The following is an 18,294-nucleotide window of genomic DNA, read 5'->3' as shown; positions in this document are numbered from 1 at the left end:
CCATGAGCAGCAGCACCAGCATCAACCGGCGGCGCCTGGTCCGCGGTGCGGCAGCGGCCGTGCTCGGCGCCATGGGGCCCTGGCAGGTCCACCATGCCTGGGCCCAGGCGCGCGGCAAGAAGCCGCTGCGCATCGGCCTGACCACCGACGACACCGGCCAGTACGGCGCCAGCGGGCAGGACGAGCAGCGCGGCATTCTGATGGCGGTGCACGAGGCCAACGAACGCGGCGGCGTGCTGGGCCGCCCCATCGAGACGGTGCACGCCGACACCGGCGGCGACCCGGCCAAGGCCACGGCCGTGGCGCGCCACATGCTGGAGCAGCAGGACTGCGCCTTCCTGGTCGGGGCCGTGCATTCCGGCGCCGCCAGCGCCATCTCCACGGTGGCGCAGCGGCATGGCTGCATCTACTTCAACACCAATTCAAGCTCACCCACCGAGGCCGGCAAGGACTGCCACCGCACCAAGTTCGTCTGGGACGGCAATGGCACGAACTTCTCCACCTCCATCGTGCGCGGCGCCATGACCGGCTTCGGCCGCGAGTGGGCGCTCATCACCAGCGACTATGCCTGGGGCCGCAGCACCGCCCAGGGCATCCGTGCCATCGTCGAGGGCAACGGCGGCACCATCGTGCAGGAGATGGTGGTGCCGCAGAACACGCGCGATTTCTCGGCCCAGCTGCAGCGCATCCAGCAGATCAAGCCCGGCGTGATCGCCACCGCCGTCGGCGGCGACGACGTCAAGGCCCTGCGCGAGCAGGTGCGCGGCGCCAAAATGGACCGCATCTTCGGCTGGATCAACAACCAGCAGGACTGGCCCGATGTCTACGGTGCCGGGCCCGAGGTGCTGTTCGGCATCTTCGGCACCACCTGGTACTGGGGTCTGCGTCTGGCGGGCGTCGCCGAGTTCAATGCCCGCTATGCCAAGGCCAACCCGGGCTACCGCATCCGCAAGCCGGGCAATGTCTTCTACAACGGCTATATGGCCACGCGCGAGCTGCTGCGCGCCATCGAGCGCGTGGGCAGCACGCACAACATCCGCCTCATCAAGGAGCTGGAGGCGCTGCGCATCCCGGCGGCGCAACGCATGCAGCACCATGACGCATGGATGAACCCCGCCACGCACCAGCTGCAGCAGACCATCTACATGGCCGCTTACAACACCCAGCCGCGCGAGCCGGACGATAGCTTCCGCATCCTGGGCCAGCAGCGGCCCGACGAGGTGCAGGACCGCGACAGCCTGCGCACCTGCCAACTCGAGTCGTACGCCGCAACCCCCACCTTCGAACCCTAGGACCCCCATGGACTGGCTTTTTCAACTGCTGCCGCACCTGGTCAACGGCATCTCGCTGGGGCTGCTGTTCGCGCTGATCGCGCTGGGCTTCATGCTCATCGTCGGCGTCATGGAGACCATCAACCTCGCGCACGGCTCGCTGTTCGCCTTGGGCATGTACGTCGCGCTGTTCTTCGTCTCGCCCCAGCTGGGCTGGTTCCCGGGCCTGCAGGCCTGGTACATGGCCCTGCCCATCGAGACACGCTACCTGGTGGCGCTGCTGCTGGCGCCGGTGTTCGTGGGCCTGTTCGGCATGCTGCTGGAGCTGTGCATGCGCCGAACCTACGGGCGCGACCCGCTCTACGGCCTGCTGCTGACCTTTGGCGCGGCCCTGGTGATCGAGGAGACCATCCGCCTGGTGTGGGGCTCCAACGAGAAGCAGCTGGCACTGCCCGCGGCGATCTCGGGCGCCTTCCTGCTCGGCGATTTGATCTATTCAAAGTACCGCTTCTTCGCCAGCGGCTTCGCGGTGCTGATGATCCTGGCGCTCTGGCTGTTTCTGGAGCGCACGCCCTATGGCGCCATCATCAAGGCCGGCGCGCACGACAGCGAGATGGTGCGCGCCCTGGGCATCAACTTGAAGCGCCTGCGCCTGCTGGTGTTCGGCATCGGCGTGGGGCTGGCGGCGATTGCCGGCGTGGTGATGGCGCCCATCTGGGGCATACGCCCGCATGTGGGGGTGGATGCGGTGGTGCCCGCCTTCCTCATCATCGTGCTGGGTGGCGTGGGTTCGCTCTGGGGCGCGGTGATCGCCGGGCTCATGGTGGGCATGGTCGTGGGGCTGACCGGGGCGTATGCTTCGGAATGGTCGCTGATGTCCATGTACCTGTTGTTCATTGCCGTGGTGACCTTCCGCTCCCGCGGCCTGTTCGGAAAGAAGAGTGTGCTGGATGTCTGAACCCCTGAAAGACAAGGTGGCCATCGTCACCGGTGCTGCGGGCACCATGGGCCTGGCGGCCGTGAAGGTGTTGCTAGAAGACGGCTGCCAAGTGGCCCTGGTGGATGTGAACGGGCAGCGCACGGCCGACCTGGCCACCGCGCTGGGCCCGCGCGCCCAGCCCTTCGCCTTCGACATCAGCGACCCCGAGGCCGTGCAGGCCGGCCATGCCGCCATCGTGCGCGCCCTGGGGCCGGTGGACATCCTGCTCAACAATGCCGGCGTGCTCTCCAACAACAAGGCCGAAGCGACGAGCCCTGTCGAGTGGCGCCAGGTGCTGGGTGCCAACCTCGATGGCGCCTTCTACCTGGCGCAGTGCGTGGTGCCGTCCATGAAGGCGCGGCGCTTCGGCCGCCTCATCAACACCTGCTCGCTCGCGGCCAAAACCGGCGGGCTCACGGCGGGCACGGCGTACTCCGTTTCCAAGGGCGCCATGACCTCGCTGACCTTTTCGCTGGCGCGCGAGCTGGCGCCCTTCGGCGTCACGGCCAACGGCATCTCGCCGGCCTATGTGAAGACCCCCATGATTACCGAGCAGCTCAACGAAGAGCAGCGCCAGAAGCTGCTGCGCGACATCCCCGTGGGCCGATTCTGCGAACCCGAGGAATTCGCCCACGTGGTGCGCTTTCTTGCATCGCCGCTGGCTGGCTTCATCACCGGGGAGATCGTCGATCTCAACGGCGGCCTGCTGATGGACTGACGGCATGGCAGGCAACGACAACCCCCCTGGCCACGGCATCACACCGCGCATCGCCTTCGCGCAAGAGCTTTCGGGCCTGTTCGACCTGGCGGGCAAGGTGGCCTATGTGCCCGGTGGCTACGGCGGCATCGGCGAGGCCATCGCCTGGGCGCTGGCACTGGCGGGTGCCAAGGTCGCCGTCTCGGGCCGCGACGCGGCGCGCGCACAGGCGCTGGCGGCCGAGCTGCAGGCCGCAGGCCACGAGGCCCTGGGCCTGGCCATGGACGCGCACTCCGTGCCAAGCATCCGTGACAGCGCGGACGCAGTCGCCGCGCACTTCGGGCAGCTCGACATCCTCGCCAACTGCGTGGGCATGCAGCGCGAAGAGGCGCTGCTGGAGGTGACCGAGGAGGCCTTCGACGAGGTCATGCAGGTCAACCTCAAGTCCGCCATGTTCCTGGCCCAGGCCGTGGCGCGCCACCAGATCGCGGGCGGCCGGGGCGGTGCCCAGGTGCACCTCTCGTCGGTGCGCTCCCAGTTGGGGCTGCGCGGGCGCGGCTATTCGGCCTACTGCGCGAGCAAGGGTGCACTCACCCTGCTCATCCGCCAGCATGCGAGCGAGCTGGCGCCGCACGGCATCACCGTCAACGGCATCGCGCCCACCGTGGTGCGCACCGAGATGGCCCGCCACTGGCTGGAAAACCCCGAGACCCGCGCCCAGGTGCTGGGCCGCATCCCCCTGGGCCGCGTGGCCGACCCCAAGGACGTGGCCGGCGCCGCAGTGTTCTTCACCAGCCCCGCGGCCTCGTTCGTCACCGGGCAGGTGCTGTACATCGACGGGGGGATCACGGCGAGCCAGTAGGCGGCAGCCCCGTCTACAGGTACTTGCTGCGGACCATCTCGATGGTCTGCGAACACAGCGAGGGATCGCTGTCCGACAAGGACGGTAGCTCCACACAGGTGGACAGGGGCATGCGGAAGGGATCACTGCGGCTCTGGTCCTCCACCACCATGCGGCCGTCTTCCGTGCGCACGTGGTAGCGCGTACGGAACGACGGGGCAGGCGGCCGGTCCATCGACGAACCGGCCACCGCACCGAGTACACCCGCAAGCACCTGCACGCCGGCCGAGTAGTTGTTGCCGGGGCGAAACGCGCGGTCGATGTACGCGGCCTGGCCCAGCATGGCGCCCGTGTAAGCTCCGCCGGTGGTGCCGGGCGTGGACTCGTCCACCGTCTGGGCATCGGCAATCCATCCGTACCGACCCGCGTGCAGCAGCTCGACCCGCCACCGTGACGCAATGGCCACGCGCTCGTCCTCCGTCAGCGCGGTCCAGATGGCGGACTTGATGCGGGCGGCCGGCTTCGCGGCTGCGGGCACCGGACCGCGGTAGACCGGATCGAAGGGCTCCGCCGACACAGGCACCGTGGGCGCATAGCTGAGCGCACGCTCGGTCTGCCGCACGGACTGGTTGAGCGACTGGATCTCATGGCCCAGCGCGTCGGCATCGGCGGCCGTGGGGTCGGCTGTGAGGCGGGCCCGCAGCACTGCACGGCGGGCGACGGCATCGTCCAGCTGGATTTCCAGCCCCTCCCACATCTTCAGCGGCGGTGCAGCCCAGGCCACCGGACAGCTGCCCAGCAGCACCGCCCAGCACCAGCCCGCCATACCGAATCGCCGCATTCCGCTCCCCCGCATACCTGCCTCGCTTTGTCCTGCGCCACCCACGGCGCTGTGTTGCCCATCATACAAATCCCGGCGCAGCGCGCCCCTAGAATCCAGCGTTGGCAGGCCGGCCGCCTGGACACGCAGAACCCCAAGGACCCTCGACGCCCATGCCCCACCACGCCCTTTTGCGCAGTGCCATCCCCCTGGCCCTGGCTGCTGCCGCCGCTTTGGCCACCGCACAGCCCTCTGACCTGCTGCTGGAAGCCTACAACCGGCTGCCCGATGCAAAAAAGCGGCTGGCGTGCTTCAAGGAGGCCACCCGGCAACCGGCGGCGGTGCCCAGTTCTGTACCACCGGCGCCCGTGCCGGCCGCACCCGCTGCGCCCGCACCGGCCGCGGTGCCGCCGCCTGTGGCAGCGGTCACCAGCCAATTGCCGCCGCTGGCCCTGGCCGATGCAGTGCGGATGTGCACCCGGCTGATCACCGTCGCCCAGGGTCGCGAGGCCGAGGCGGCCGAGAGCGCCGAAGCGTCGTCACCCCGCGAAATGTCCGTGGCATGGCCCGCCCTGCCCGGCAAGCAACCGGTGTACTGCAATGTGGACCGCGCGGAGCACCGGATCACCTCCATCACCAGCAACGGCAAGGTGGCCAGCGGAGATGTGCTCGACAGCATGCATGCTCGCGCCCTGCAGCGCGAGGAAATCCAGGCGGGCAACTACACCCGCTTTCTCGCGCGCGCCAAGGAGGCCCTCAAGGCGCAGATCCCCGTGCCAGAGGCCGCCCGGTACCGCAAACTTTTCGTGAGCACCGGCCCCTTGCACGTGCTGTGTGGCGAGGTCGATGCAGGCAGCGCCTCGGGCGCGCGCGAGGGATTCCAGCGCTTCTACGTGTCTGCTGATCCGCAGTTCCTCGCCGTCGACAGCCGCAAGACCGCACGGGTGTTCGAGGCCACCTGGGCATCCGTGTGCGCGCACAAGGCAGCGGACATCCCCCACTTTTGACGCACCGCCTCAACCAGATCTCAACTCCATTCCGATGCGCGTGACGCCCTGCGCCGATGTGGCCAGCGTGCGCCCGCCATGCATGCGCGCAATCGCGTCGGTGATGGCCAGGCCCAGGCCGTGGTTGGCCTGGCTGTGGCTGCGCGCGGGGTCGGCGCGGTAGAAACGGTCGAACAGGCGCGCCAGCACCTGGGGGTCGACATCGGGCCCGCGGTTTTCCACCACCAGTTCCACGGCCCCATCGGGCCGTTGGGCCAGGCACACGCGCACCGTGCTGCCGGCCAGCGCGTAGCGCGTGGCATTGCCGATCAGGTTGGACAGGGCACGGTGCAGCAGCGGCACATCGAAGGCGCCGGCCGCATCGCCCACCACCTGCAGCACAAGGCCCGCGTCCTGCAGCGCGGCCTCGTGGTAGTCGGCCACCTGCGCGGCCACGGCCGCCAGGCTGGCCACCGGCATGCGGCGCGCGCGCGCGCCGCGATCGGCCTGGGACAGGAACAGCATGTCGTTCACGATGCCGGTCATGCGCTGCAGCTCCTCCAGGTTGGAAGCCAGCACCTCGGCCACCTCACCTGCGCCCTGGCCGCCGCGCCCCAGTGAGCGCAGCGCCAGTTCGTTGTTGGCCAGCAGCGTGGCCAGCGGCGTGCACAGCTCGTGCGCCACGTCGGCGTTGAAACCCTCCATCTGGGCATAGGCCTTCTCCAGCCGGCCCAGCAGCGCGTTGAACTGCCCGACCAGCGGCTGCAGTTCGGCCGGCTGGCCCGTGCCATCGAGCCGCTGGTGCAGGGTGCGCGCCGAGAGTTCGCGCGTCTGCGCCGCCATCTGGCGCACGGGCGCCAGGCCCAGGTGCACCAGCACAAAACCGCCCAGCGAGACCACCACCGTGCCGGCCAATGCCGCCACGGCCAGCGTGATGGCCAGGCGGCGCAGCAGCGCCTGGTCGGGCTGCACATCCATGCGCAGCCGCACCTGCAGCGGGGCTTCGGCCCCGCGCGCCACCTCGAAGCGCAGCTCGCGCGCGGCAGCCAGCGGCGCCGCCTCGGCCGCCCCCGGGTACACCCGCTGCCCGTCGCCGGTGGTGACCAGCAGGCGGAAGTTCTCGTGCCCGGCCAGGAAGTCGTCCAGCGGGTGGCGGGCCTGCGGGGTGGCAGCGGGGTGCCCTTCGCTGTCCGTGAGCAGGTGGCGCAGGATGCTTTCCTTCTGCTGCAGGGCGTCTTCCTGCCGCGCGGCAAAACCCGCCGCCGTGACCAGGTAGACCACCAGGCAGACGGCGCCCAGCCCGGCCAGGCTCTGCACCGCCAGCCACCACGACAGCCGGCTGCGCAGCGAGCGGTGTGCCAGCGCAGGCGGCGCCATCATGGCACGCGCTCCTCCAGCACATAGCCCATGCCGCGGATGGTGTGCAGCAGCGGCGCGGGAAAGGGCACATCCATCTTGCTGCGCAGCCGGCGCACGGCGACCTCGACGACATTGGTCTCGCTGTCGAAATTCATGTCCCAGACCTGCGAGGCGATCTCGGTGCGCGACAGCACCTCGCCTTGGCGGCGCATGAACAGCGTGAGCAAAAGGAACTCCTGCGCCGTGAGGTCCAGCCGCTGGCCCGCGCGCGTGGCCTTGCGGCGCAGCAGGTCCAGCTCCAGATCGGCCAGCTGCAGCACGGCCTCGGCCTGGCCCGCTTGCGCACCGGCCTGGCTGCGGCGCGTGATGGCCTCGATGCGTGCCACCAGCTCCGAAAACGCGAAGGGCTTGACCAGGTAGTCGTCGGCCCCGGTCTGCAGGCCGCGCACGCGGTCGTCCACGCCCACGCGCGCGGTGAGCATGAGCACGGGGGTCTGGCGCGTCTTGCGCAGGGCCGCCAGCAGGCTCAGGCCATCGATGCCGGGCAGCATCACGTCAAGCACCAGCACGGCGTAGTCGCCCTCGAGCGCCAGGTGCAGGCCGTCGATGCCATCGTGCGCGACATCGACCACGTGGCCCGCCTCGGTGAGTCCTTTGCGCAGGTACTGCGCGAGCTTGGCCTCGTCCTCGATGAGCAGGATTTTCATGCCCGGATTGTCGAAGAACCGGGCCCGCTCGCGGATTACAAATTCGTCATCTGCGCGTGGGGGTTTGGACGGTGGCGGCTTCCTACAGTGAGGCCATCCATCCACCCCAGCAACCCAACGAAAGGACCTTCACCATGACCACCGCACGCAACGCCCTCTTCCTGTCACTGGCCGCCCTGGCCATCGCCGCCCCGGCCCAGGCCTCGGCGGTGTACCACGCAGCCGGCGGCGAGATCGGCTACACCCAGCACCCCGACCACCAGCAGGCCAGCAGCCGCCAGCGCAGCGAGGTGCTCGGCGAGATCGAAGCCGCCCGCAAGGACGGCACCCTGGCCCTGCTCTCGCGCGGCATCGCACTGCCCGAACCCAAGACGGCCCCGGCCAAGACCCGGGCGCAGGTGCAGGACGAATACCTGGGCATGAGCGACGCCGAGAAGCGCCGCCTGCAGGAGATGCATGGCGCAGGCGGCTGAGCCCATAGGCCCGCGCCGTCCCCGGCGCGGTAAGGCGCCGGCAGGGGCATGCTCAGTGCAGCAGCAAGCGCTGCTGCCCGCTGCCCTCGATCTTGAACACCGAGACCGACCTCACCAGGTCGTCGGCCTGTGCGCGCAGGCTGGAGGCGGCCGCCGCCATCTCCTCGACCAGGGCCGCGTTCTGCTGCGTGGCCTGGTCCATCAGCGTGACCGCCTCGCCGACCTGCGACACGCCCGAGCTCTGCTCGGTGCTGGCAGAGCTGATCTCCCCCATGAGGCGGGTCACGCTCTGGATGCTGGCCACCACCTCGTCCATGGTGGTGCCAGCCTTGTCCACCAGCGCCGAGCCATGCTCCACACGGCCCACGCTCTCGGTGATGAGCTGCTTGATCTCCTTGGCCGCCTGGGCGCTGCGCTGGGCCAGCGTGCGCACCTCGCCGGCCACCACCGCAAAGCCGCGCCCCTGGTCGCCCGCGCGCGCCGCCTCCACGGCCGCATTCAGCGCCAGGATATTGGTCTGGAAGGCGATGCCGTCGATCACGCTGATGATGTCGTTGATCTTGCGGCTGGAGTCGTTGATGCCCTTCATGGTCTCCACCACCTGCGCCACCACCTCCCCGCCCTGCTGGGCAATGGTGGAGGCCGAATGCGCCAGCCGGTTGGCATTGACCGCATTGTCGGCGTTCTGGCGCACGGTGGAGCCCAGTTGCTCCATCGACGCCGCCGTCTGCTGCAGCGCACTGGCCTGCTGCTCGGTGCGGGTGGACAGATTGTGGTTGCCCTGGGCGATCTCGGAACTGGCGGTGGACACGCTCACCGAGCCCTCGCGCACACCCGCCACCAGCTCCGAAAGGCTGCGGCGCATGCCCTCCATCGCGCCGACCAGCGAGGCGATCTCGTCCTTGCCATGGGCCACCAGCGGGCGTGCCAGATTGCCATGGGCGAACTCCTGGGTCGCTGCGCCGGCCTCGCGCAGCGGCCCGACGATGGAGCGCGTGGTCAGGTAGCCGAGCACCACCGCGAACGCCACGACCACCACGCTCAGCACGATGAGCTGCATGCGCAGCGATTCGAACTGGCGCATCGACTGCTCGCTGGCCTGCTGGCTGATCCTGTCGCCCTCGGCGAGAAAGGCGTTGATATCCCCCACCAGGCGCACCAGCAGCGGGCGGCATTCGGCATTGATCTTCTTGATGGCAGCGTCCTTCTCACCCACGCTGCCCAAGCGCGTGATCTCCAGCGCAATCGGGCCGTAGGCCGCCTCGGTCGCCTGGATCTGGCCGAGCAGCTTGCGCAGCGGCTCGGCCACCTCGGGCTGGGCTGCCTTCAGGGCCTCGTCGACCTTCTGGATGCCCTTGCCCACCCCCTCATGGGCCGCGGCGATGAGCTTGACCTCGGCTGCCGCATCGGCCGGCGTGCTGGTGATCACCAGGTTGCGGGCGGCCACCGCGCGGGCGTTGGCCGCATCCAGCACGCTGCTGCCCAGGTTCTTGATCACATCCAGGTGGTTGACCTGGTTCTCCAGGTTGCCCTGGGTGATCGACTGGCCCCGTATGCCCATGACCGCGACCAGGATGAGGGCACAGGCCAGGACGGCATAGCCCATGGCCAGACGCGCCCTGATGGACAGGCTCTGCAGGAAATTCATCATCGCGAAGTTCTCCCCACGTTGGGCGCGCATGCGCAAAATCCACCGGCCAAGGCCGGTTTACCGCGTAATTTGCCCATCCCTCCGCGCCAGCCCTGCAGGCCCTTACAGCCCCGCTGCACGCGCTTTTGTGTGGATCTTGCAGCGCGCAGACACGTGGAGGAAATGCTCTCTGACGCTACCTTGCGCCTCCTGCCCCCGGCTGGCAAGTTTTTTCTTGCAACCAGGCATGCCAGCGCCGCCCCACCCGGGGCCACGCCGACCCTAGGCCCTGCGCGATGCGCCAGAGGCCGAAATGCGCGGGTAGGCCACCAACAGCGCGCCACCGAGCATGGCGGTGCCGTTCGCATAGACCCACAGCTCCCCTTCGAACAGCAGCGCGGTGAACACGGTGATCCCGAAGACGATGGCCACGATGGTGAACAAGGCCATTGCCACCTGCCGGCGGTGCGAGGGCGCCATCGCCACCCCGGCCAGCACGAACACGGCGCCCAGCATCGCGCCGGAACCCAGCTCGATGAGCAGCGTGCCCAGCACGCCATGGCCCATCTGCCAGGCACTGATGAACTTGGTCAGGCGCTGCGCCACAAAGGCGGCGGCGAAAGCGGCGGGCAACAGCAGCAGCCAGCGCATGAACTTGCTTTTCAACATTCCCTCGGGTTCCTTGTCTGTACCGCTTTCCTGCCCTGCAGGGTGCGGGTCACTGGGAAATGTACCCATTTGCCAGCAGGAACGGGCTGGCGCCCGGGGTGCGCCCACCGCCTTGGCGTGCCCCATCCCCCGAATCGGTGATGGTCAAAAACCGGCCTGCTGCCGACAATGAGGCGCGTTCAGAAAGGGGGAAACCATGCGTTGGATCGTGGTGGCCATCTGTTTCGTTCCAGCCATCGCCTTTGCGGCGATGGACATGCCACGGGCTTCCGTGGCCCTGGTCGGCGTGTTGAACCTGGCCTACCTGCTTGCATTGAGCAGCGGTGTAGGCTGGCTGGTTCAGCAGGTCGCCCAGACCTCGGGGCGCTTCACCCCGAAAGCCGAAGCCGTCCTGAGCGGCGCGTGTGCCCTGGTCGTGGGGCCGCTGCTCTGGTTTGTGCTGTTCCGGTAGAGAGACGGCCCTCGGCAGTCCTCGAAGCACAAGCTCCAAAACCCAGGATCGCCAAGTTGCACCGGCCCACACAGGGCGGATCCCATGCGCCGGATGCAAATAGTCGGCAAGATCGGCGAGCCGGGCCTTTCGGCGGATGCCTCTGCTGCAGCGCACGCACCGGCCACAAGCGGTAGCGCCCCTCCGCACGGCATCCAGGCCACGGCGCACCCTGCAGCCCGCCTTGGGGCAACCGCGAATCATCCGCCATGCCGATGGATTCCATAGGCTCCGGGCGAGCGCAGGCACCCCATCTGAACGCGCCCAGCGGGCAATTTGCATCCGGATGTACAGCCGCCGCGTATCCCTCCCAAGGAACGCCGCATACCCGGCGTCAACCAGCCCCGCCGGCTGAGAAGGCCTGGAGCACACCAGGACGACCCGGCACCCACGAATCCTCAGGAAAGCACCCCGCCAATGAGAGCGCCCATCGTTGCAGCTGCAGCCACCGTAACCGCCATGTATTTCACCACCTGCATGCCCGCGCTGGCGCAGTACAGCAAGAGCCCTCCGCCCACCACTGCACCAAGCCCCGCTGCGGGCATCATGGTCTACCCCCCTGTGGCGATCCATGGGCAATGGGTGGACACCTACTACCCCAGCCAGGCCAGTGCCTCCGGCACAAGCCAGGGCCCTTCGTGTGTTGTCGTCTACTACCATGGCGGCGGCTTCCACCTGGGCTCCCCGCGGGAGGTTGCACGTTCGGAACAGTTGCTGCTGGCCGCCGCCGTCCAGAACAGCGGCTGTGTCTTCATGATCCCTTCTTATCCCACCAACCCGGAGACCACGGCCCAGTATCCGATTCCGGCCATCATGGGCGACACGGGCCAGGCGGGCTCTGTTTTCGGCTCGTTCAACGCCCTGTACACGCAGTACATCCAGCCTTGGATGCAGTCCAACCCCCAACTCCAGCTCTGGACGGCAGGCACCTCGGCCGGCGCCATCCTGGCCCAGCGGATTGCCGTGAGCGGTCACTGGCCTGTCGCAGGCAGCTTTCTGATCGCCCCGCCCGTAAAGAATGCCCAGTACCACGGAAGCCAGACCGAAGTGGACGATGTGGCCATCCAGGATCCGCTGGGACCCAGCTGCACCGCACGCATGCGCAACGACACGGACTGCACCTACGCCCGGGGCTTGTTCGAAATCGAAGGCGGCCAGGGGTGGACCTCGAAAGGGGAACCCAACGATCTGTCCTACTACGCGGCCAGCACGCCGCCTGGCCTGCAGACCCACGTGCTCATCAACGCCTGCGACGATGTGGCCGATCTGGGCTCCTTCATGCGCGGCTACTTCAACCACCTGGATCCCTCCCGGCGCCATATCTCCATCTGGAAAGGCTTCAGCAAAGCCGAGATCGATGCCATGGGAGACGGCCCGGACACCCCCGATCACGCCTACAAGGGCGCGCAGCACGCCTTCTACGAACGCATACTCCAGGCCTACATGGGCATCGCCCCTGCCAACGGCAACTGGGCCGCATGGAACCAGGCCACGCTACCCGCCCTGGGCGGTCGCTATGCGGACTACTGCGAGGCCGGCGCCGATACAAGGCACTTCCGGGGCAACCTGATCAACTGAGCTGTCCGCCGACCCGCAACCATGGGAAGTGGACCGGCAGTGCCGACAAAGAAAAAAGCCCTGCAAGTCAAAGACTTGCAGGGCTTTATCTTGGCGGAAACGGAGGGATTCGAACCCTCGATGAGGCTCTACACCCCATACTCCCTTAGCAGGGGAGCACCTTCGGCCACTCGGTCACGTTTCCAATCCCGCTATTATGCCCCATTTTTGAGGCACTTCAGCCGAGTTGGGGTCGGATGGTGCTCAGGCCGCAGGCTGGTCCAGTTCGAACGCCTTGTGCAGCGCGCGCACGGCCAGCTCGACATACTTCTCGTCGATCACGACCGAGGTCTTGATTTCCGAGGTGGAGATCATCTGGATGTTGATGCCCTCTTCGCTCAGCACGCGGAACATCTTGCTGGCCACGCCGACGTGGCTGCGCATGCCGATGCCGACGATGGAGACCTTGCAGATCTTGGCATCGCCCACGACTTCCTGGGCACCCAGCTCGGGCACGACCTTTTCCTTGAGCAGGTCCACGGTGCGGGCATAGTCGCCGCGGTTCACGGTGAAGCTGAAGTCGGTCTTGCCGTCCTTGCTCAGGTTCTGGATGATCACGTCGACTTCGATGTTGGCATCGGCCACGGCGCCCAGGATCTGGTAGGCGATGCCTGGCTTGTCGGGCACGCCCAGCACGGAGATCTTGGCCTCGTCGCGGTTGAATGCGATGCCGGATACAACGGCTTGTTCCATTTTTTCGTCTTCCTCAAAAGTGATCAGCGTGCCGGACTTGGCTTCTTCGTTGATGTCGATGTCCCAGGGCGTGAAGCTCGACAGCACGCGCATGGGCACCTTGTACTTGCCTGCGAACTCCACGGAGCGGATCTGCAGGACCTTGCTGCCCAGGCTGGCCATTTCGAGCATTTCCTCGAAGCTGACGGTGTGCAGGCGGCGCGCTTCGGGCACGACGCGCGGGTCGGTGGTGTACACCCCGTCCACGTCGGTGTAGATCAGGCATTCATCGGCCTTCATCGCGGCGGCCACGGCCACGGCGGAGGTGTCCGATCCCCCACGGCCCAGCGTGGTGATGTTGCCTTCGTCGTCGATGCCCTGGAAACCCGTGACGATCACGACCTTGCCATTGGCCAGGTCAGCGCGCACGCGCTGGTCGTCGATGGATTCGATGCGGGCCTTGGTGTAGCTGCTGTCGGTGCGAATCGGCACCTGCCAGCCGGCGTAGCTCACCGAGCCCATGCCTTCGGTCTGCAGCGCAATCGCCAGCAGGGCCGAGGAGGCCTGCTCGCCGGTGGCAGCCAGCATGTCCAGCTCGCGGTTGTAGGCCTCGGTGGCGCGCGGGGGAGCGAGTTCCTTGGCCAGGGCGAGCAGGCGGTTGGTTTCGCCACTCATGGCGCTGGGCACGACCACCATCTGGTGGCCTGCGCGGGCCCACTTGGCCACGCGCTTGGCGACGTTGCGGATGCGCTCCGGGGAGCCCATCGACGTGCCGCCGTATTTGTGAACGATCAATGCCATTGGATTTCTGGGGTGACGAAACACTTGCCACGGCGCCGGTTGGACACTGTTTTGGCGCGCCGCTGTTTTTCGTGCAGATGGGAAAGCAGGGCCTGTTCCGTGCGATTCCTGCCAAACCGGGGCGGTTTCATCAGGGCGACACGGATCAGTCCCCAGGGACCAAAACCTGGGGATTGTACCAATCGAGCCCGGGCCCCGAGCGCACCACGTAGCCGGAACCCACCTTGATGCGGATGCGGTGCCCGCGCGTGGTGCAGGCCGCCACCTGGCCGAGCAGCTCGGCCAGTTGCGCCGCCGTGGGTGTGGTCTGGTGCACGCTGCGCAGCCAGTGGCGCAGCACATTGGCCTGACGGGCACGGGTGAGGGCCTGCAGCGCGGCCAGCTGCGGCGGCACGCCCACCTGGCCCAGGTCGGCCACGGCCACCTCGTCGAGCAGTTCACTGGCCTGCGCCGCGTTGGCCGCAGAACGGACAAAGGTATCGCGGAACGCCGGGAACGCGGCTTCGAGCACCGGCAGAACCTGTGCACGGATGCGGTTGCGCGTGTAGTGCAGATCAGCGTTGGTGGGGTCTTCCACCCAGCGCTCGCCCCGCCCCCGCAGCCAGTCGCGCACGGCCTGGCCCGGCACGCGCAGCAGCGGGCGGTGCCAGGTCAGGCCCGCACGCTGCCATTGCGCGGGCATGGAGGCCAGGCCCGCCACGCCGGCACCGCGCGACAGGGCGAGCAGCAGCGTCTCCACCTGGTCGTCGGCATGCTGGGCCAGCGCGACGGATGCCGTGCCCTGCACAGCCGGCGCCTGCAGCAGGGCCGCATCGAGAGCGGCATAGCGGCCCTGGCGCGCCGCGTCCTCGGGGCTCTGGCCGGGGGCCGGGCGGGCGTCGATGCGCTGCACGGCCAATGGCACCGCCAGGCGCGCGCACAGGTCCGCGCAGTGCGCCTCGAAGCCATCGGCCGCTGCCTGCAGGCCGTGGTGCACATGGACGGCCCGCACCTGCCCCGGCCAGCGCCGCGCACAGGCCAGCAGCAGCGCGGTGGAATCGGCCCCGCCGCTCAAACCCACGGCCAGCGGCAGCGCGGGCGCAAAGGCCGCGATGGCGGCCTCCAGCGATTGCGTCATGCGTGCACCCCTCCCACCCGGCCCGCAACTGGGGGTAGGTGGTGGATGGCGAGGTCGTGCAGGCGGCAGCGCATGGCCGCCGATTATCGCGGGCCGCTCACTGCGGGGCTGACAGCCGCGGCGCCCCGTGCGCGCCGCCGCCATCGGCCGACAGCCGGAAGGTGCCCACCACCTCCGACAGGCGCACCGACTGGTCCTTGAGGCTTTGCGCCGCGGCCGCGCTCTCTTCCACCAGCGCGGCGTTCTGCTGCGTCATCTGGTCCAGGTGCGAGACGGCCTGGCCGACTTCGTTGATGCTGGTGCTCTGCTCGTTGGTCGATGCCGTGATCTCGGCCATGATGTCGGTCACGCGCTGCACCGAGTTCACGATGTCGGTCATGGTGGCGCCGGCGTCGTGCACCAGGCGCGAGCCATTCTCCACCTGGCCGACCGAGGCGCTGATGAGCAGCTTGATCTCCTTGGCCGCCTCGGCGCTGCGCTGCGCCAGGCTGCGCACCTCGCTGGCCACCACGGCGAAGCCACGGCCCTGCTCACCGGCCCGCGCCGCCTCCACCGCGGCGTTCAGGGCCAGGATGTTGGTCTGGAAGGCAATGCCGTCGATGGTGCCGATGATGTCGCTGATCTTGCGCGACGCGGCATTGATCTCGTCCATGGTGCTCACCACATTGCCCACCACCGTGCCACCGTGCTGGGCCACGCTGGAGGCCTGGGCCACGAGCTGGTTGGCCTGGCGCGCGGCATCGGCGTTGTGGCGCACGGTCTCGGTCAGCTGCTGCATGGAGGCCGAGGTCTCCTCCAGGCTCGACGCGGTGAGCTCGGTGCGCCCGCTCAGGTCGTGGTTGCCCGTGGCGATCTCCTCGGCCGCCACGCGCACCGAGTTGCTGGCATCGCGGATCTGCGCCAGCACGCCCGAGAGCTTGCCGGCAAAGCTGTTGAAGCTGGCGGCGATCTGCGCGAGCTCGTCCTCGCCCTGGGCGTCGATGCGGCGCGACAGGTCGCCGTCGCCCGCGCCGATCTCGTGCATGGCATCGCGCACCAGGGTCAACTGGCGCAGCCGCCGCGACAGGATGCCGGCCAGCACCACCAGGGCCACCAGCAGCACCACGATGCCCGCACCCAGCGATACCCCCAGCATGGTGCGGATGGCGGCCAGCCCCTCGCCGCGGTCCAGCGCAATCGCCAGCAGCCAGGGCGTTCCGGTCACGGGCGCCACAGTGAGCAGCATGGCCCGGCCCTGCAGGTCCACGGCATTGAGGTCGGCACGCTTGGCCATGTCGGCCAGCGCCGTGGCCGTGAGCGAGGGGGCCAGGTCGGTCGCGGGCTTGAGCGCCAGCTTCACCTCGGGGTGGGCGATGATGTTGCCATCGCTCCCCACCAGGAAGGCATAGCTTGCGGGCGTGGGCTTGATCGACGCCACATTGGCCACCACCGCCGCCAGCGACACATCGCCCGCCATCACGGCCTTCACGCCCGCGCCCTCGCGCGCGGCCTTGGCAAAGGTGACCACCAGGCCGGCGCCGCCCGCATCGGGGTACGGCGCCGTGAGGATGGTGGTCTGCGCATCGGCCGCCTGCTTGTACCAGGGCCGCCCGGTGGGGTCGTAGTCGGGCGGCAGGTTCTGCTTTTCCGAGAACACCGTGCGCTTGTCGGCATAGCCGAAATAGGTGGTGAGAAAGTTGCCGGCCTTGGCCAGCATGAGCAGCGGCTTGGCGGCGTCGGCATCGTCGAGCGCGGCAGCCGCCGACTCGACCACCGTGGCCTTGCCGCGCGCCCAGTCGCGCAGGGTTTCGATGTGGCTGTGCGCCAGGGCCTGCGACTGCGCGGTGAGCGAGGCGTACGCCTGGGATCGCGCCGTGAGGTAGTTGGCCACCGTGAGGGCCAGCAGGCCCGCCACCAGGCAGGCCACCGAGACCAGCAGGATCTGGCCCTTGAGCGTCTTCAGGAACGACATGCGCAGCCCCCTTCGATCCACCCGCGCCACGGCGGGCGATCCGGCCATGCTACATCCGGTTACGGGATATGCGCTACTGCCCCTCGATCCAGAGCGCAAAAAAAACAACGGCCCTCAAGGGCCGTTGCTGTGTCTGGCAGGGCGCTCAGCGCTCGGATTTGGTGTCGCTGAAGCGGCCGTAGCTCTGCAGGCGCTCGTAGCGGCGCTCCAGCAGGTCCTTGGTTTTGAGGTCTGCCACCTGGCGGAAGGCATCGCCCAGGGCGCGCTTCAAGAAGGCGGCCATCTGCTTGTGGTCGCGGTGGCCACCGCCCACGGGTTCGTTCACGATCTTGTCCACCAGGCCCAGGGCCTTGAGGCGGTGGGCGGTGATGCCCAGGGCGTCGGCCGCTTCCTGGGCCTTCTCGCTGGTCTTCCAGAGGATGGAGGCGCAGCCCTCGGGGCTGATCACGGAGTAGATGGCGTACTGCAGCATCACCACCTGGTCGGCCACGCTGATGGCCAGCGCGCCACCCGAGCCGCCTTCGCCGATGATGGTGGTGATGATGGGCACTTCCAGCTGCGCCATCTCGAAGATGTTGCGGCCGATGGCTTCGGACTGGCCGCGCTCCTCGGCATCGATGCCGGGGTAGGCGCCGGGCGTGTCCACGAAAGTGAACACGGGCAGCTTGAACTTCTCGGCCGTCTTCATCAGGCGCAGGGCCTTGCGGTAGCCCTCAGGCTTGCTCATGCCGAAGTTGCGCATGGCGCGCTCCTTCGTGTCGCGCCCCTTCTGGTGGCCCAGCACCATGCAGGCATGGCCGTTGAAACGCGCCAGGCCGCCCACGATGGACAGGTCGTCCGCGTAGTGGCGGTCGCCGTGCAGCTCGACGAAGTCGGTGAAGATGTCGCGCACGTAGTCGAGCGTGTAGGGGCGCTCGGGGTGGCGGGCGATCTTGGTGATCTGCCAGGGAGACAGCTCGGCGTAGATGTCCTTGGTGAGCTGCTGGCTCTTCTTGCTCAGCTGGTCGATCTCTTCCGAGATGTCGACGGCGCTCTCGGTCTGCACGTAGCGCAGTTCCTCGATTTTGGTTTCGAGTTCGGCAATCGGCTGCTCGAAATCCAGAAAAGTCTTTTTCGCCAACGTAGTTCTCCTTGGGTCGCGCCCGGGGCGCGTGCCATGAATGAGGCACGCACTGTAACCGACGCGTTACGAGTTTTGCTTGACGCCTGTCTGA

17 protein-coding genes and 1 tRNA gene are annotated in these 18,294 nt (G+C 68.1%); 8 read left to right on the top strand and 10 right to left on the bottom strand.

Annotated elements, in window-relative coordinates; translation table 11 throughout:
- Positions 1–2 precede the first annotated feature (2 nt).
- From HNP48_RS22570 to HNP48_RS22555, 4 genes are read left to right on the top strand one after another with little or no spacing between them, the layout of a single operon-like run.
- Positions 3–1,292, top strand: coding sequence for an ABC transporter substrate-binding protein (locus HNP48_RS22570; protein ID WP_184861322.1), 1,290 nt, complete (start codon positions 3–5; stop codon positions 1,290–1,292).
- A gap of 7 nt (positions 1,293–1,299) precedes the next feature.
- A complete protein-coding gene (locus tag HNP48_RS22565) occupies positions 1,300–2,229 on the top strand; it encodes a branched-chain amino acid ABC transporter permease (RefSeq protein ID WP_007856869.1) in 930 nt (309 codons plus the stop codon).
- Entirely contained in the window at positions 2,222–2,968 is a 747-nt protein-coding gene (locus HNP48_RS22560) for an SDR family NAD(P)-dependent oxidoreductase (RefSeq protein ID WP_184861320.1), read from the top strand. Before HNP48_RS22565 ends, HNP48_RS22560 begins: the two co-directional genes overlap by 8 nt.
- Positions 2,969–2,972: 4 nt before the next feature.
- Positions 2,973–3,809: an SDR family NAD(P)-dependent oxidoreductase gene (locus HNP48_RS22555; RefSeq protein WP_184861318.1), complete on the top strand. Its 837-nt coding sequence runs from the start codon at positions 2,973–2,975 to the stop codon at positions 3,807–3,809.
- Positions 3,810–3,822: 13 nt separating this feature from the next.
- Here HNP48_RS22555 and HNP48_RS22550 read toward each other — a convergent pair whose 3' ends face one another.
- On the bottom strand, positions 3,823–4,629 hold the full coding sequence (locus HNP48_RS22550; RefSeq protein ID WP_184861316.1) for a hypothetical protein: 807 nt from the start codon (positions 4,627–4,629) through the stop codon (positions 3,823–3,825).
- Between the two features lie 152 nt (positions 4,630–4,781).
- Here HNP48_RS22550 and HNP48_RS22545 point away from each other — a divergent pair, with 152 nt between their 5' ends.
- Positions 4,782–5,615, top strand: a complete 834-nt coding sequence (locus tag HNP48_RS22545; protein WP_184861314.1) for a hypothetical protein — start codon at positions 4,782–4,784, stop codon at positions 5,613–5,615.
- A 9-nt stretch (positions 5,616–5,624) separates the two neighbouring features.
- On the opposite strand, the gene HNP48_RS22540 is transcribed toward HNP48_RS22545, so the two are convergent.
- On the bottom strand, positions 5,625–6,974 hold the full coding sequence (locus HNP48_RS22540; RefSeq protein ID WP_409362579.1) for a heavy metal sensor histidine kinase: 1,350 nt from the start codon (positions 6,972–6,974) through the stop codon (positions 5,625–5,627).
- Positions 6,971–7,660 carry a heavy metal response regulator transcription factor gene (locus HNP48_RS22535; RefSeq protein WP_184861312.1) on the bottom strand — a complete coding sequence of 230 codons (690 nt, stop codon included), beginning with the start codon at positions 7,658–7,660 and terminating at the stop codon, positions 6,971–6,973. The genes HNP48_RS22540 and HNP48_RS22535 overlap by 4 nt, the downstream gene beginning before the upstream one ends.
- 134 nt (positions 7,661–7,794) lie before the next feature.
- Here HNP48_RS22535 and HNP48_RS22530 point away from each other — a divergent pair, with 134 nt between their 5' ends.
- Positions 7,795–8,133 carry a DUF4148 domain-containing protein gene (locus tag HNP48_RS22530; protein ID WP_184861310.1) on the top strand — a complete coding sequence of 113 codons (339 nt, stop codon included), beginning with the start codon at positions 7,795–7,797 and terminating at the stop codon, positions 8,131–8,133.
- Between the two features lie 52 nt (positions 8,134–8,185).
- Here HNP48_RS22530 and HNP48_RS35675 read toward each other — a convergent pair whose 3' ends face one another.
- Together HNP48_RS35675 and HNP48_RS22520 are read right to left on the bottom strand one after the other, a co-directional pair.
- Positions 8,186–9,814: a methyl-accepting chemotaxis protein gene (locus HNP48_RS35675; RefSeq protein ID WP_184861308.1), complete on the bottom strand. Its 1,629-nt coding sequence runs from the start codon at positions 9,812–9,814 to the stop codon at positions 8,186–8,188.
- 231 nt (positions 9,815–10,045) lie between these two features.
- Complete coding sequence (locus HNP48_RS22520) at positions 10,046–10,432, bottom strand: hypothetical protein (RefSeq protein ID WP_184861306.1); 387 nt, start codon at positions 10,430–10,432, stop codon at positions 10,046–10,048.
- 196 nt (positions 10,433–10,628) lie between these two features.
- Between HNP48_RS22520 and HNP48_RS22515 the strand changes: the two genes are divergently transcribed.
- Positions 10,629–10,883 (top strand): hypothetical protein, encoded by a 255-nt coding sequence (locus HNP48_RS22515; protein WP_184861304.1) that lies wholly within the window; start codon positions 10,629–10,631, stop codon positions 10,881–10,883.
- Between the two features lie 498 nt (positions 10,884–11,381).
- On the top strand, positions 11,382–12,500 hold the full coding sequence (locus HNP48_RS22510) for an alpha/beta hydrolase fold domain-containing protein (RefSeq protein WP_184861302.1): 1,119 nt from the start codon (positions 11,382–11,384) through the stop codon (positions 12,498–12,500).
- Positions 12,501–12,591: 91 nt separating this feature from the next.
- Here HNP48_RS22510 and HNP48_RS22505 read toward each other — a convergent pair.
- From HNP48_RS22505 to HNP48_RS22485, 5 genes are all read right to left on the bottom strand, one after another.
- Positions 12,592–12,684 (bottom strand) — tRNA-Ser (locus HNP48_RS22505).
- A gap of 59 nt (positions 12,685–12,743) precedes the next feature.
- Positions 12,744–14,012 (bottom strand): aspartate kinase, encoded by a 1,269-nt coding sequence (locus tag HNP48_RS22500; RefSeq protein WP_184861300.1) that lies wholly within the window; start codon positions 14,010–14,012, stop codon positions 12,744–12,746.
- A 145-nt stretch (positions 14,013–14,157) separates the two neighbouring features.
- On the bottom strand, positions 14,158–15,129 hold the full coding sequence (gene tilS, locus HNP48_RS22495; RefSeq protein WP_184861298.1) for a tRNA lysidine(34) synthetase TilS: 972 nt from the start codon (positions 15,127–15,129) through the stop codon (positions 14,158–14,160).
- 97 nt (positions 15,130–15,226) lie between these two features.
- Positions 15,227–17,080, bottom strand: coding sequence for a methyl-accepting chemotaxis protein (locus HNP48_RS22490; protein WP_184861653.1), 1,854 nt, complete (start codon positions 17,078–17,080; stop codon positions 15,227–15,229).
- Between the two features lie 145 nt (positions 17,081–17,225).
- On the bottom strand, positions 17,226–18,200 hold the full coding sequence (locus HNP48_RS22485) for an acetyl-CoA carboxylase carboxyltransferase subunit alpha (RefSeq protein WP_184861296.1): 975 nt from the start codon (positions 18,198–18,200) through the stop codon (positions 17,226–17,228).
- Positions 18,201–18,294: the final 94 nt, after the last annotated feature.

The sequence above is a fragment of the Acidovorax soli genome, assembly GCF_014207955.1.
GTDB classification, from domain to species: domain Bacteria; phylum Pseudomonadota; class Gammaproteobacteria; order Burkholderiales; family Burkholderiaceae_C; genus Acidovorax; species Acidovorax soli_A.
Note: the sequence above shows the minus strand (reverse complement) of the source record. Positions and strands in the feature narration are given on the sequence as shown.